The 14,563-nt window shown below is 43.1% G+C and carries 13 protein-coding genes; 8 read left to right on the forward strand and 5 right to left on the reverse strand.

The features are described 5' to 3' along the window. The first annotated feature begins 360 nt into the window (after positions 1-360). The 5 genes from ACK8OT_RS00105 to cobC all read left to right on the forward strand — a co-directional run bounded on the left by ACK8OT_RS00105 (position 361) and on the right by cobC (position 6,841). Positions 361-2,697, forward strand: a complete 2,337-nt coding sequence (locus ACK8OT_RS00105; protein ID WP_410194475.1) for a putative bifunctional diguanylate cyclase/phosphodiesterase — start codon at positions 361-363, stop codon at positions 2,695-2,697. A gap of 124 nt (positions 2,698-2,821) precedes the next feature. Continuing rightward, entirely contained in the window at positions 2,822-4,303 is a 1,482-nt protein-coding gene (gene cls / locus ACK8OT_RS00110; RefSeq protein WP_410194476.1) for a cardiolipin synthase, read from the forward strand. A gap of 150 nt (positions 4,304-4,453) precedes the next feature. Continuing rightward, entirely contained in the window at positions 4,454-5,485 is a 1,032-nt protein-coding gene (gene cobT / locus ACK8OT_RS00115) for a nicotinate-nucleotide--dimethylbenzimidazole phosphoribosyltransferase (protein ID WP_410194477.1), read from the forward strand. Beyond that, complete coding sequence (gene cobS / locus ACK8OT_RS00120; protein WP_410194478.1) at positions 5,478-6,266, forward strand: adenosylcobinamide-GDP ribazoletransferase; 789 nt, start codon at positions 5,478-5,480, stop codon at positions 6,264-6,266. Before cobT ends, cobS begins: the two co-directional genes overlap by 8 nt. Further along, positions 6,248-6,841, forward strand: a complete 594-nt coding sequence (cobC, locus tag ACK8OT_RS00125; protein WP_410194479.1) for an alpha-ribazole phosphatase — start codon at positions 6,248-6,250, stop codon at positions 6,839-6,841. Before cobS ends, cobC begins: the two co-directional genes overlap by 19 nt. A gap of 103 nt (positions 6,842-6,944) precedes the next feature. Here the strand turns inward: cobC and ACK8OT_RS00130 are convergent, their stop codons facing one another. The 3 genes from ACK8OT_RS00130 to ACK8OT_RS00140 all read right to left on the reverse strand — a co-directional run bounded on the left by ACK8OT_RS00130 (position 6,945) and on the right by ACK8OT_RS00140 (position 9,012). Beyond that, complete coding sequence (locus ACK8OT_RS00130; RefSeq protein WP_410194480.1) at positions 6,945-7,148, reverse strand: DUF3149 domain-containing protein; 204 nt, start codon at positions 7,146-7,148, stop codon at positions 6,945-6,947. 118 nt (positions 7,149-7,266) lie between these two features. Next, positions 7,267-8,151: a TraB/GumN family protein gene (locus ACK8OT_RS00135; RefSeq protein WP_410194481.1), complete on the reverse strand. Its 885-nt coding sequence runs from the start codon at positions 8,149-8,151 to the stop codon at positions 7,267-7,269. Between the two features lie 33 nt (positions 8,152-8,184). Next, positions 8,185-9,012, reverse strand: a complete 828-nt coding sequence (locus tag ACK8OT_RS00140) for an SDR family oxidoreductase (protein ID WP_410194482.1) — start codon at positions 9,010-9,012, stop codon at positions 8,185-8,187. A gap of 566 nt (positions 9,013-9,578) precedes the next feature. Here ACK8OT_RS00140 and ACK8OT_RS00145 point away from each other — a divergent pair. Together ACK8OT_RS00145 and ACK8OT_RS00150 are read left to right on the forward strand one after the other, a co-directional pair. Next, positions 9,579-10,598: a porin gene (locus ACK8OT_RS00145; RefSeq protein WP_410194483.1), complete on the forward strand. Its 1,020-nt coding sequence runs from the start codon at positions 9,579-9,581 to the stop codon at positions 10,596-10,598. Between the two features lie 112 nt (positions 10,599-10,710). Then, on the forward strand, positions 10,711-11,571 hold the full coding sequence (locus ACK8OT_RS00150; protein ID WP_410194484.1) for a DUF2057 family protein: 861 nt from the start codon (positions 10,711-10,713) through the stop codon (positions 11,569-11,571). Between the two features lie 159 nt (positions 11,572-11,730). On the opposite strand, the gene ACK8OT_RS00155 is transcribed toward ACK8OT_RS00150, so the two are convergent. Together ACK8OT_RS00155 and ACK8OT_RS00160 are read right to left on the reverse strand one after the other, a co-directional pair. Beyond that, on the reverse strand, positions 11,731-12,183 hold the full coding sequence (locus ACK8OT_RS00155; RefSeq protein WP_410194485.1) for an LPP20 family lipoprotein: 453 nt from the start codon (positions 12,181-12,183) through the stop codon (positions 11,731-11,733). A gap of 15 nt (positions 12,184-12,198) precedes the next feature. After that, positions 12,199-12,999: a FlgO family outer membrane protein gene (locus tag ACK8OT_RS00160; RefSeq protein WP_410194486.1), complete on the reverse strand. Its 801-nt coding sequence runs from the start codon at positions 12,997-12,999 to the stop codon at positions 12,199-12,201. Positions 13,000-13,338: 339 nt separating this feature from the next. On the opposite strand from ACK8OT_RS00160, the gene ACK8OT_RS00165 reads away from it, so the two are divergent. Next, a complete protein-coding gene (locus ACK8OT_RS00165; RefSeq protein WP_410194487.1) occupies positions 13,339-14,499 on the forward strand; it encodes a flagellar assembly protein T N-terminal domain-containing protein in 1,161 nt (386 codons plus the stop codon). Positions 14,500-14,563: the final 64 nt, after the last annotated feature.

Raw genomic sequence — 14,563 nt, forward strand, 5'->3', positions numbered from 1 at the left:
GTCTAAACCCATATCTTTCATAATCTGTTTGTTAGATGAGGGCTTGATAAATGTGCAATTGTGTACAGTGAATACTTAACACTGCCCCCCTTTTTCTATATTTATTTTAGGCAGGTTTTAGTTTGCCTAGGTTAGTCAGTTACTTACTCAGACAATGACAAGGTGTATAAGCATAAAAAATGCCTACTGCTGAGCGTCGGTAACTCACTAATTTTTGTAATTTTGTTTGTGCATTAAAGCCAAGAAACGTTTGCTTAAACGGTGAGTCCAATGGGGTAACCATATAGGTTAACTGCCAAAAGATAAGTCGGTAGGGTGATCGCGTGGTTTTAATTGCCTTTTTATCACAGGGTGGTTTGCTTGAGTCCAATTAACGTCCTTTATTATGGTGACAATTTGCCCTTGGCACAGCAATTTGCTGAAACCATGTTTAATGATTCGGCGGTTTGCGTATCGAATGTCACTCAAGAATTGGATTTTGCAGAAGTACTGCAGCAATCTTGGGATTTAGTCATTTTCCAAGATGCGCCGACGGATGCACAATCTAATTTACTGCATGATCTCGCGCCTAACGTTAATACCATCAGTTTCGCAGCTCAGCCCGTTGCGTTAAATAGTTCGACGTTAACGGCACAAAATGCCGATTTGAAAAGGCAATTGGTCGAGCTTAAATCACTGCTACGCACCACAGTGAATACCATCCCTGATTTAATTTTCTTTAAAGACCCACAAAGCCGCTTTAAAGGTTGTAACCAAGCGTTTGAAGTGTTTGCGGGCCAACCCGCCAGTGCGATCCTTGGCCATACAGATGATGATTTTTTTGAACCTAACCAAGCCTTGATGTGCCAAGAGCAGGATAAGTATGTCGTTGAGTCGGGTAATATGCTGACTTCAGAAGAGATTTTGACTTATCACAACGGCGAACAGCACCTAATCGATATGTTTAAGGTGCCATTTTATGATGATAATGGGCAAGTCCTCGGCTTGGTGGGGATTGGCCGTGATATTACCGAAAAACGTAAAGCGGAAAAGCGCTTAAAACGTGCTGCTATTGTTTTTGAGAATACCCAAGAGGGGATTTTAATCACGGATAGCAAAGGGATTATTTTGTCGGTAAACCCTGCGTTTAGTTTAATCACAGGCTACAGTGAGGATGAAGCATTAGGTAGCACACCAGCCTTGCTTAAGTCTGACAAGCACGACGAAGCATTTTATCAGTCTTTTTGGCACCAGCTTCATTCGGTGGGCAATTGGCACGGTGAAATTATTAACCAGCGCAAGAATGGCGAATACTATCATCAGTGGCTGAACATTAGCTCGATTAAAGATAAGAACAACTCGGTGACTAACTATGTCGCGACGTTTTCCGATCTAAGTAAATTGAAAGAATCTGAAGAGAAGCTGCAATACATTAAATATCATGACAGCTTAACGGGTTTAGGTAACCGTTTGTTTTTTGTTCATCGTTTAGAAGATAGCGTACAAAGAGCAAGGCGCAATGGTCATGGTTTTGCGGTTATGCACATTGATTTAGACCGCTTTAGCCGAATTAATAAGAACCTAGGCCATAGTTTTGGTGACCGTGTATTAAAAGAAGTCGCCAATAAGCTACAAGAATTATTCTCGGAAAAAGATGTGATTGCGCGGTTTGGCAGTGATGAATACGCCATCATGATCGATGAAATGATTTACGAGCAAGATGCCGCTGCGGCAGCTAAACGTTTGGCTAGAGCACTGTCTTGTGGTCTAGTGGTCGATTCCGAAATGGTTTATCTGAACGTTAATATCGGTATTAGTTTGTATCCTGATGATGGCGAAACCGTTGACTCTTTGCTATCCAATGCCGAAGCGGCGTTATTGCGTGTGAAACAAGACCGCAGCAACTATTACGAGTTTTATACCGAGGAACTGACATTAGCCGCACAGCGTCAATTTTCACTTGAAACTGAGCTTAGATTTGCTTTGCGTCGCCATCAATTTGAACTTTACTATCAACCTCAAGTCTGTCTGAAAAACAACAAAGTCGTTGCGGTTGAGGCCTTGTTGCGCTGGAATCACCCCACTAATGGAGTGATCTTACCGCTGTCATTTTTGTCGGTAGCTAAAGAATGTGAGCTAATGGCAAATATTGATATGTGGGTGTTAGAGCAAGCTTGTTTACAAGCGGCTGAATGGCAAGAGCAAAACATTCAATTTGGTCGGGTGGCAGTAAACTTGTCTCTTTGTGTATTAATGCAAGAGGGGCTCGTCAGTCAGGTTATGTCGTATTTGCGCGATACAGGATGCCCAGCGTCGCTACTTGAAATAGAAGTGCAAGAAGATGTGTTGTCCGATGAATCTTGCGTCGTTCGTTCAAACTTAATTAACCTGAGTAAGCTAGGCATTGCACTAGCGATAGATGATTTTGGTACGGGTCGTTCATCGTTAAATAACATGAAGAAGATCCGTGTCGATAAGATCAAGATTGCGCAGGACTTTATTCGTCAAGCCCATGTTGACCCGATTGAAAAAGCGATCATTAAGTCCATCGTATCCTTAGGTGACAATTTGGGGATAGAGGTCGTTGCAGAGGGGACAGAAACCCAGATGCAGGTTGAATATGTTGCTGATTTGGGCTGCCAACTGGCTCAGGGCTATGATTTTTCAGAGCCTATGCGCAAAGCTAAAGCCACCTTCTTTCTTCGTTGTAATCGTTAAAGAGTCAACCCAACTCTCTCAATACTCAATCAACCTAGAGATGCGCTGAAACATACATCTTCAAGTTGGTTGGGTATAAGAGTATGATTAATCTTCGGTTGTCATCTTATTGAAGGGGAGTTAGGTGCTAGAGGCTATTACTCATTGGCTGGGCGCTTCTTGGCGAGATATTCTTGCTTGGGGTGCGGTGCTATTACATGGCTTTATCATCATATCTGTTTCGCTTCGTGTTGTGATGAAGCGCCGTGAAATTGGTATTTCTCTTTCTTGGCTATCAATTATCTATGCCCTTCCTTTTGCTGGTGTTGCTTGCTACTTTTTGTTTGGTGAATTAAATCTAGGCAAAAAGCGGGCACAGCGCGCCGCTGCAATGTATCGCCCTTTGAAACAAACGATTGAACTCTTCTGTGAAAAACAATCCGCTGGTGCCTTACAGGTTAGTGAAACTGCCCAACCTATGCATGATTTAATCGAGGGACTGCTGGGGATGCCCAGTATTTCGGGTAATCATCTCACCCTATTAGACAGCGCAGATGCCATCTTATTAGAGCTGATCGACAAGGTTAATCATGCCAAACATTCTTGTATGCTGGAGTTTTATATTTGGCACTTAGGCGGTTTGGCCGACCAACTCGCCGATGCCTTGTGCGCCGCTGCGCAGCGCGGTGTGAAATGCCGTGTGTTACTTGATTCGGTTGGGAGTAAGGATTTTTTCGATTCTGAAGTGCCCGATGAAATGCGCGCCGCAGGTATTGAACTTGTGGAAGTGTTAAAAAGCGGTCCATTACGTATGTTCTTTCAGCGTCAAGATTTACGCATGCACCGTAAGCTGGTTTGTATCGATCAAGAGATTGCCTATACTGGCAGCATGAATGTGGTTGACCCGCGCTTTTTTAAACAAGATGCCGGTGTCGGTGAGTGGGTAGATGTGATGGTGCGAATTCAAGGCCCTGCTGTCGCGCTGATCAATTCGTTACTTTGTTGGGATTGGGAGCTCGAAACTGGCGAGCGATTACTCTCTGATTTGAAAGCTGAAGATACGCATCATGGGGGCTGCGGTGATAGGGTTCAGTTGATCCCATCAGGGCCTTTCCCTGGGGGCGATTGTATTCATCAAATACTGCTAACCACGGTTTATCAAGCTAAGCATAGCTTGGTGTTAACCACGCCATATTTCGTACCCGATGACAGTTTACACAAGGCATTGCAAGCGGCTGCTCACCGTGGGGTGAAAGTGAAAATTGTGTTGCCAGCACAGAATGATTCGCTCATGGTTAAATATGCTGCGAGTGCGTTTTATGATGAATTACTGAGCGCCGGTGTTGAGATATACAAATTTGAACACGGGTTATTACACACAAAAAGCATTGTAGTGGATGAGTGTGTTGCCTTGGTCGGGACGGTGAATTTAGATAGACGCAGCTTTTGGCTGAATTTTGAAGTCACTATGTTGGTTGATGACGCGGACTTTGCAGGCAAAGTATTAAATCTGCAATTGCAGTATATGTTGGGATCGCAAAAGTTAAACTTACATCAGTGGCGCCAGCGACCAGCGGGCAAACGGTTTTTGGAAAACGTGTTTTATCTATTTAGTCCCATTTTATAGTGAATTAAATCCCAAAAACGGCATTAAAAAGGTATGTAAAACCATTATAAATCAAGTTTTTACCTGTTTGTTTGTCATTTTTAGTTTCATTTTCACTGATTTTTGTTCTCGAGTGAGATATATTCAACGTTTTTTTGAAACAGTATCGCTATGTTCACTATATCTGCGCTTGACCCTCAATTGGATTCGTCCATCCAACATTGTTTAGATCATAAGACTAAACCTCAAGGTAGCCTTGGTAAGTTAGAAACCTTAGCGTTTCAGCTTTGTCGTATTCAACAAACCTTGACCCCAGAGTTAAGCAAGCCGCAAATGTTGGTGTTTGCCGCTGACCATGGCGTGGTGGCAGAGGGCGTGAGCTTATTTCCGCAAAATGTTACTCAGCAAATGGTGCTCAACTTTATTCAAGGGGGCGCGGCAATCAACTGTTTTTGCCGTCAACACGGTATTGAGTTTCGCGTGGTGAATGCGGGTGTGAACGGTGATTTACCGGAAGATAATGCGCTGATTAATGCCTCTATTGCCCGCGGCACGTGCAACTTTGTTAATGAGCCAGCCATGAGCTCTGCGCAATGTGAACAGGCCTTATTAAAAGGTGCTGAGTTGGTCGCCGACCGTCATCAGCGCGGCGCTAATATTATCGGCTTTGGCGAAATGGGCATAGGCAACACCACCTCGGCTGCTGCGTTGATGGCTAAGTTATTAAAATTGCCTGCAGAAGATTGCACAGGCGCAGGCACGGGATTGAACAAAGCGGGTGTTGATCAAAAAACCAAGGTGATCAACCGCGCCCTTAAGCGTTTGAAAGGTAAGAAGCTAGCACCTCAAGATGTGCTGGCTGAATTGGGCGGGTTTGAAATCGCGATGATGTGTGGCGCAATGCTTAAAGCGGCTGAGCTTAAGATGGTGGTCTTAGTTGATGGTTTTATTGCATCCAGTTCGGCGCTGGTGGCCAGTAAAATGGAAGCCAACTTTTTGCAATACGCTGTTTTTTGTCATAAGTCTAAAGAGCAGGGCCATAAGAAAATGCTCAAGGCCATGGGTGTTGATGCGCTATTAGATTTGGATATGCGTTTGGGAGAAGGCTCAGGGATTGCGGTGGCATACCCGCTTATCGCGTCTGCGGTTTATTTTATTAATGAAATGGCCTCGTTTGAATCTGCTGGCGTGGATAATGTCTAGCACAAAAGGCCTTGGTGCGTGGGTTAATCCATATTGGCGACGCCTGATCCACGCTGTCACCTTTTATACACGTATTCCTTGGCCTAACAACATGGCTTTTGATAGCCATGATCTTATTCGAGGTAATGTCTTTTTCCCCTTAATTGGTTGGCTAGTTGCAGGCTTTGCCGCTCTGGTTTGTGTGGCTAGTTTGCAAGTTTTTCAGTTACCCGTGGCGATTTTGTTATCGATGATCGCCACGATTTGGCTGACCGGCGCCTTTCATGAAGATGGCTTTGCCGATACTTGCGACGGTTTTGGTGGGGGTTATGGCCAGCAAGCCATTTTGACCATAATGAAAGACTCTCGCGTTGGTACCTATGCCAGTGTTGGACTCTGTTTACTTTTGCTACTCAAATATCAATCTTTGTTGTTATTACCTCAGTTATTGCTCGGTTTATGGCTTGGCCATAGTTTAAGCCGTTTTGTTCCTTTGGTGCTGATGAGTTCATTGCCTTACGTGCGTGAGCAGGCCAAGAGTAAAATTGGCGTCACTGAGCTTAAATTAAGTCGAGTAGAATTGGTGATTGCAGCGAGCTTTGCCGCTTTCCCTTTGTTATTTGTTGAAATTGAACAAGTGATTGCTTTAGTGCTGGTGATAGTTGTTTTAACGTATTTACTTCATCGCTGGTTTCATAAGGTACTGGGAGGTATCACCGGAGATTGCTTGGGAGCCAGCCAACAAATCAGTGAAGCGGTGGTTTATTTGGTGTTAGGGGCAACATGTTGGAATGCTATTTAGTTCGCCACACCAAGCCCAATATCGCCAGTGGCATCTGTTATGGTCGTCTCGATGTGGATGTCAGCGAGCGCTTTAATGATGAGGCAAACGCAATTGCTGCTTACTTGCATCGGCAAAAATGTCAGCACATCATTACTAGCCCAGCTAAGCGTTGTCGACGCTTAGCGCAGCAAATAGCGGAACATTGTGAACTTACGCCTGTGCAAGACCCTGCTTGGTTAGAGTTTAACTTTGGTGAGTGGGAAGGCACAAGTTGGCAACAGATAGGTCAAGCTCAAATAGAAGCATGGCAGCGTGATTTGCTACATTTCACTATGCCAAACGGGGATAATTTAAAGCACTTTGATTTACGGGTGGTTAAGGCTTGGCAGCAATTGCTAGCACAGCACGCTGATACCCGCCTTGTATTGGTTACGCATGCTGGCGTTATCCGTTCTATTATCGCCAATTTGTTAGCATGTCCTGTCGGTCAAAGCATTAAAATTAAGCTTGATTACGGCTCTATTTCTAAGGTGGTGATTGATGGGGATTATCAGCAGTTGTGCTATCTAAACCGTCTAGCTTGCCCTGAATAAGGCCTATTTGGGTGTGACTTCAATAAATTAATCAAAATAAAGCGAAATGAAATTAGGCTGAACTAGAAATGTACTAGTTCAACCTAATTGCCAACCCGTCATATTAATGACCTTCAACGGGTGGCTTAGCATTGCGTACTTTTACGATGAAGTAGATAGCATAAAAGGTACATAAACCTATGGTTGTTCCTATCACTGCCATAGACGCTAGGCCAACTGGGTTACCAAAAAGTAGATCCATCCAAAGTTCCATTTGTTTTACCTGCTGTAATTGTACGAAGTAAACAAAGTGTAAAAAGCTTTGCATCTTGATGTGATGATCCTGATCAAACAAGCGATTCGCAGTGGCGTTATAGGCGCAAGCCACTGCTTTGCTATTTATTCATTCGCTGTAGTTTATCTAAAGCTCAGATTACTAATTATGATTAATATTGGTGTCGCTCGGCCTGATAACCTGCTTGCTCGAGCAGTTCAATCAGGTTATTGCTACCAGTAAGGTGTAAGGCGCCAACTACCACAAAGGCATTTTGTTCGGCGGGTAATTTTAGTAGTTGCTGCTGCCAGTCTTGATTTCGCTCTTGCATTATTTGGTTAAAAATATTTTCCTCAGGGTTAGCGGTTTGATCTGGCATCAGCAATTTTTGCAGCGTTTCTAACTCGCCATTTGCCCAGTGACTTAATATGCCCGGCGCCCATTGGCCTAAATCGCGCAGCTCATTTAGGCTAGTGGCGATAAAGTTAGGTTGGTTTTGGCCAATTTGAGATAGGTACCAGAGTTGCTTCTGAATGTTTTCAAGCTGCATGATAGGTTTGGCTTGTTGCTTAGCCAGCTTTAGAAAGTGCACATCGATACCTAAATTGGCTTGATAGCCCATTTTATCCAGCTTAAGTTGCATTGCCGTCATGATCACAAACCAAGGCTGCATGGATTTTACCCTAGGTATATTAAGGTTTAACTCTTTTAAGGTGGCTTTGAGATCACGATATTGCTCAATGGGCATCACGTCAGCAAGCTTTTGCTTATTGGGTAAATTGATCAGTGTGGTTGTTGCCTGTAATTCATTAGCCGGCATATTAAGAGTATCTACTTCAACCACTAAGGTTGAGGCGCTTAAGAATGCTTTAGTTAGGGTAGCTGGTAAAGGGTAGAGACTATCGGTACCAAAATGAACCGAGCCGAGGACGGTTAGTGGAGCATGGCCTTGTTTTGTTAAGGTCCAAAAAGCGGGGTGTGATTTAGCATGGCTCAACGCGCTAATGATAGCCATACAAAATGCTAAGATATAAAAGCAAGCTTGTCGTAATTTCAATGTGTTGTCCTTTGGTAAATGTTATCCGTTAATTTAGGCGCTTTTGCTTAGCAGATAATCTAACCAACGATTGGGTAGTATGCGCTTAAGAATTGCTAATACGGTGGTTGGGGTGGTGACGTAATAGCGGGCTTTTGGCCGTTTGTTGTTAATGATCTTTTGTAACGCTTGGTAAACCGCCTCCGGGCCTAAGGTAAATCTGTTTTCCCCTTTACTGGCGCCAAGGCGATTGAGCGTTTTTTGGTAGATTGGCGCATGGGCGCTGCTGTCGATATTAATATGCTGTTTAAATGCTGCTAAGGCATTGGCTCTAAATTGGCTGGTAATGGGGCCAGGTTCAATCAGGCTGACCTGTATATTGGTGCCTTTTAGCTCTAAGCGCAGGGTGTCGGTTAGACCTTCAAGGGCAAATTTACTGGCTATATAAGCACCGCGATAAGGCATGGCAACTAAACCTAATACAGAGCTGTTTTGAATGATTTTACCATGGCCTTGTTTACGCATCACGGTAATTGCCGCTCGGGTTAGGGTGTGCCAACCAAATAAATTGGTTTCAAATTGTTGGCGTAGGGCGGCGGTAGGTAAGTCTTCGACGGCTCCGGGTTGGCCGTAGGCGGCATTGTTAAACAAAATATCAATGCGGCCACCAGTGGCCGCTAATACTTGCTGGAACCCTTGTTCGATGGATTGCTCATCTGTCATTTCCATGTGGATTGGCTGACAGCCTAGCGAGGCTAACCTAGTTAGATCGTCAGGCCTTCTTGCAGTAGCAAAAACCTGATAGCCAGCGCTGACTAATTGCTTGGCGCAATAATAGCCAATGCCGCTAGAGCAACCGGTAATAAGGATAATAGGGCGCATGTTGTTCCTTTTTATTGTTGAAGCCGCATAATAATTAAACAAAACTTCGAGCTAACTCAAACTGTCAAACATAATTCGCGCTGAAAAGTTGCTTGCTTTAGATATCAAGTTATAATTCAAAGCGGTTAAAACCTTGTCAAACTGCTTATTATGTTCAGCATAGGTTCAGATACAGTTTGTTTCAGATAAAGCTATGTTTTTTATATAGTTAAGTCAAATGAGCTAGGTGCAGTTAACCCCATCATATTTAGCTTTATTTATATCTCTACAGCAAAATTCACTTCCTAGCGTTACTCTTGTTATTGCAACTCATTGTTATTAAAGATATTTCAAAAAAGTTCAATTTATTTTTGTGATCAAACTCTGTTTTCTTTACGTTGTTTAGTAAATTAGATTGATAATTTGCAATGCGAAGGTAGTATGAGTCTTGTAGACACTGATAGACGGATTATCAGAGGTCGCAAAAATTTTAGCAGTTTAAACTGCATATATAAAAAGCTAAGCCTTAACTAACTAAGTTAAGGCAAAAAGCAAAAAAACGCTGAGTCTATTTCAAGGAGAGACACATGTTTAAAAAGACGCTAGTAGCAGCTGCACTTTCAACTGCAGCAATGAGCGCAAGTGCTTACGAAATCGGTCAAAACAACGATTTTAGTGTAGAAGTTTACGGTGTAGCAGCTATCTCTGCTGTTGACTACGGTAAAGCTAACCTAAAAGACGGTAAAAAAGTTGGTATCGTTCTAGAAAACGAATCTCGTATCGGTTTCCGTGCTGGTAAAGAAATGGTTCCTAACCTAGAAGCTTTCATGCAAATCGAAGGTGGTTACGTAGATAGCTGGCAGGGTGGTACACTAGGCGCTCGTGATACTTTCGTTGGTCTTAAAGGCGATTGGGGTAAAGTTCGTTTCGGTCGTATGCTAACTCCTATGTACGAAATCGTTGACTGGCCTTACTCTAACCCAGGTCTAGGTCGTGTATTTGACTGGGGCGGTGATGTTTCTTTCAACTACGATCGTCAATCAAACACAGTACGTTACGATTCTCCATCTCTAGGTGGCCTAACTTTCTCTCTAGCAGCTGGTCGTGATGGTAGCCCAAGCGGCGATGCAACTCCTGATTCTTACTACGGCGGTGCATCAGCTCATTACACAATCGCTGACATGGTTACTCTACACGGTGGTGTTGAAAGTGCTAAAGATTTCCGCGGTGTGAAAGATGCTGATACATTTGGCTACATCGTAGGTTTTGAAGCTGCTCTTCCTGCAGGTTTTGGTCTAGCTGGTGCATACAAGTACGGTGAGAACGATAACCATGCAGCATCAGGCCTAAAAGGTAAGCAAGGTTCTTACTCTATCATTGGTCAATACTGGGCTGGTTCTCTAGGCTTTAAAGTTGGTTACGCAGCTAACGAAGAATACAAGCTAGATGGCGCTAAAGTAAAAGACAGCGATGACAATGTACTTTCTGGTCAAGTTATGTACGTAGTTAACGGTTTCGTACCTTACCTACGTGTTGCACAACGTGACCTAGACGGTAGCTCTACTAAAGGTACTGTTGTACGTGTTGGTCTAGAATACGGTTTCTAAGATATCGTATATTAGATAAAACTCTAACGCCGGCTTTTGCCGGCGTTTTTGTTTTTATCACTTAATTTAGTGTTATAATGTCACCCCGCTTTTCAGTATTTATGGATGAACTATGATCAAATCCAAAAGCCAAAGTTTAGTTTTAATTAGCCTACTTGCCTTGACCGCATGTGCTGCTAATCCCAATAAAACAAGTTCAGATGAGTTTGCAAGTAATACAACTGTTTCAGATGGCTTTTCAACCGTCGATGTTGTGGGTGAAAAAGTCAGAGCGATACCGCAAGCTGGATCTGCTCCCGGGTTAACGCGCGGTGAATATTATATCCAGTCTAGCTTTGCCAAAAACACTAACGATGTCGGCTTATCTGAAGTATATATGGATATTTCATATTTCAAGCAGCCAGGCGAATATGAATATGTTTATGTTGGCGGCACTCGTGAAAAGTTAAAACCACGTAAGGTAACCAGTGAAACTTGTAATGAAAACTGCACATTAAGCCAATGGTTTAAATTTTCTGTTCCAACGGATTTGTTAGTTGAAAATCAAGAGAAAGGCTTGACGTTTGAAATTAGACAAGAGCACGCCAATAAAGGGCTGAAGTTTCTCATTGCCCCAAATTACATCCAAGGAATTGTTAAACGTATAGAGGGTGTATATCTTACATACGGTAATAAACCTCAAACTGCGGCTGCTGTAGCGACGACTGCGGCTGTATCGTCAACCGCGACAAATTCGACGGTAGCAGAAAAAAGAGAAAGCACAGCTGTTGAAATGACGCGATACTGGTTTAATAAAGTGTCAAGCGCAGAGCAAGAAGCGTTTATATCTTGGGCGTTAAAAAACCGCAAGAAAGTCACATCGACTCTTGATGCACAATCGAAAGAGATGGAAATGTTAGCCTATTGGTTTAATGAAGCGACGGAAGCGGAAAGAGCTGAACTGTTAACTTGGACAGTAGAAAACATTAATTAAAATCATTTTACTATTACTTGGTAAAAGTGGTAGTTAAATTTATCTGATAGCTTATGCTGGTGTATTATATTATTTAACCAGCATAAGCTATTTTACAGATAATGATAATGCTACATAATTTCCAAAACCATATTTCTAGCTAGCTTTAAATTAAATCGGTTAATAATAAGTCACTTTCTTGATTTTTTGCGCTGGGGTTTGAAGTTGATTCAGGTAAAATAATTGCTCTGTGTTTAACTCTAACTCTGTGGCATACATTTCGCCAACCGGGTAACTTTGTACCACTCTTGCGCCTTTTATTAGTCCATCGACTTGAGCTTTAACTTTATCTGAGCCTAAAACAAAACTGTTAAGGCTGTTTCCGCTGCTAATTTTTAAACCATACACTTGCTCTGCAAGCTCGCGGTAAGCATCAATTTTCGAGGCTCTTATTGCATTTAACATCTTTTGCTGCTTATTGGCACCAGGCTGCAGTTCAATTGGCGCATATCCTACGGCGATGAGGGTGGGAAATTGCTCTGGTTTCGCTGCTTCATACTCGATGTGAGTGTTTGCCACATTAGAGCATCCGGTTACGAGCAGTGATATAAGGATTGGGAGTTGTTTTATCATTATCTGCTCTCCGTGTTATTTAACAAATTCAACCGTGCGCCCTTCGACGCCTGTTGGTACGCTATGACGCTGGATATAGGCATCATTTTTTGCGGGGTTTAAGCTGTTATGGGCCCCAACCAGCAAGCGGTTTGGAATAAAGGCTCTGCCAGTTGACTCAACCAGTAGTGATTGCATGTTGATGGTTCTTACATTAACTATGACCCCTTCGTCATTTCGTGACATGGTGCCGGTGAAGACCCTATAAACAGGGATTTTACTGCGCAATTGATCCCATTCGCGACTGAAAACAAAATCGCCCTCAGGTGTTACCTTGATCTTTCCGGTTGTTTTAAAGTCAATCACAGGTAATTCTCGAATATGCAGTTCATGAATGAATGCTTCCGAAATGGCTTGGCCAAGCCAGTTAGTATTTTGCAGATCATCCATGTTGGTGATTGAGGTGACAGCGATAGGGGTTTTACTCGCATTCGGGTCACGATTTAAAGCCAGCTGATCAGCGAGACCGCGAATGATGTAATCTAACTCTAATGCCCTGTCACCAGGCATAGCTTCACGTCGTTTGGGCTCTTGTTTCCAGCTGCGATAGCCAGGCGACACAAACCCGCCATAATATTGGCTCGTAGCCGGATTAGCGGCTGTTGCACTGGCATTTTCACCACGGTTTTGATTGGTATAGAACACTTGCGGTTGCCCGGTGGCAGCATTTTGCCGATTGTCAGCAACGATCACCATTTGGGTTTTGTTTGGGTCTACCACAAGCGCGGTTTGATCGCTCGTTGCTGCGCAACCTGTGAGATATAAACTGCTAATCATTATGCTTGTTGGGCATATGAATACGCGACTTTTCAACATGTTAACTCCCAATTCAAAAACGCTTAGGTATATTTAGCCAAAGCATACAGGGTGAGTGTGCTTAATAACTTAGGTATCGGCCCTGACAGCATATTCTTGAGTGAATGGCCCAAGTTATCATGGCGGCCGATCCTGTCCTAACGCGACTATTAATAATTTATATGCAATATGTAGACCAATTAGCTTGATGTTGAGTCGAACTTATGTGCTTATTTTTACAAATACTCGTTTGTTGGCTTAAAACTTGCTTTTATTCTGACATACAGCGCTGGCGGTAATGAGGATAACTGAGGTGATATTATGAAAAAAATGATAGCGTTGCTGGCATTATTGGTGGCATTTGGTTGTCAGGGGGCTTGGTTTGCAGCGCAAGGGCAAGCGCCTATCGTTAATGGTGACTTAGAGCAAGCCAGAGATAACGCTATCAAAGATGGAGTCCGTCAAGCTTTACTCTATTCAGGCGCTTCCATCAGTAGTTTGCAGCAAATTGATAATGGTGTGTTGGCTTCTCAGCAGGTCGCTTTAACGGGTAGCGGTGAAATTCAAGGTATTAAATTGACCAGTGAGCGGATTGAGGATGGTTATTTTTATGTTGATATTCATGTCGATGTCATGCCTGACACACAACAAGCTTGCACCGAACAAAAATATGCCAAGTCTTTGGCTTTGGTTCGATTTAAGCTGCAAAATCGTGAGCAGGCCATTGATGGTGGCCTGTTTGGGTTAGACGTTGAATTCACCGGTAAGTTGAATAATTTACTCGAGCTTCATTCTCAGGCTTTCAATATTCGTCAATATATCAATCAAAACGTTAATTTTGATCCTAATTTATTGGATGCTCGTCACCAAGCTGTTAGAGAGCAGGTAATGGCTATAGCCAGTCGTACCGATAGTCAGTTTGTTATGTTGGGAAGTATTTCAGATGTCTCAATCGAGCGTGAGAAGCCCAGTGTTTTTGACCTAACGGAAAAGCAAGCGCCAAGAAACTTCTTTCTAACGACTTATCTTTTTGATGGCATGACGGGTGAGTTACTTGATACTAAGCATTATCGTGAGCAGGCTATATGGGAATACTCTCGCCAGCAGCAAGTAGATTTGTCATCAAAGCATTTTTGGACATCGGCTTATGGTCAGCGTTTGATTAAGGTGATGGATGATGTGCTTATCAATACAAGTTTATCCTTGGAATGTGCGCAACCGATGGCAAAAATTGTCGCGGTGCGTGATGATCTAGTTCAGATCAACTTGGGCAGTGACAATGGTTTGAAAATTGGCCAACGGATTAAATTGTCGCACAACTCAAGCTACACAGATCAGTTTGGTATCCCCAGATTTAGACAAGAGCAAAGTGCAATATCGACTCAGGTTGTTGAGTTGTATCGTGATTCGGCTGTTTTGCAGGCTAAAGGTTCAATGCCTGCCAGCAATATTCAGCTCAATGACTTTGCTCTGCTGGAATAGTTAGTTTAGCGGGAGGAGAAAATTGAACGCTTTAAATATGCTAAGCGACTGTATATAATCAAGT

The organism is Motilimonas thetidivivens (genome assembly GCF_046452435.1).
Taxonomy (GTDB): domain Bacteria; phylum Pseudomonadota; class Gammaproteobacteria; order Enterobacterales; family CBDFNC01; genus Motilimonas.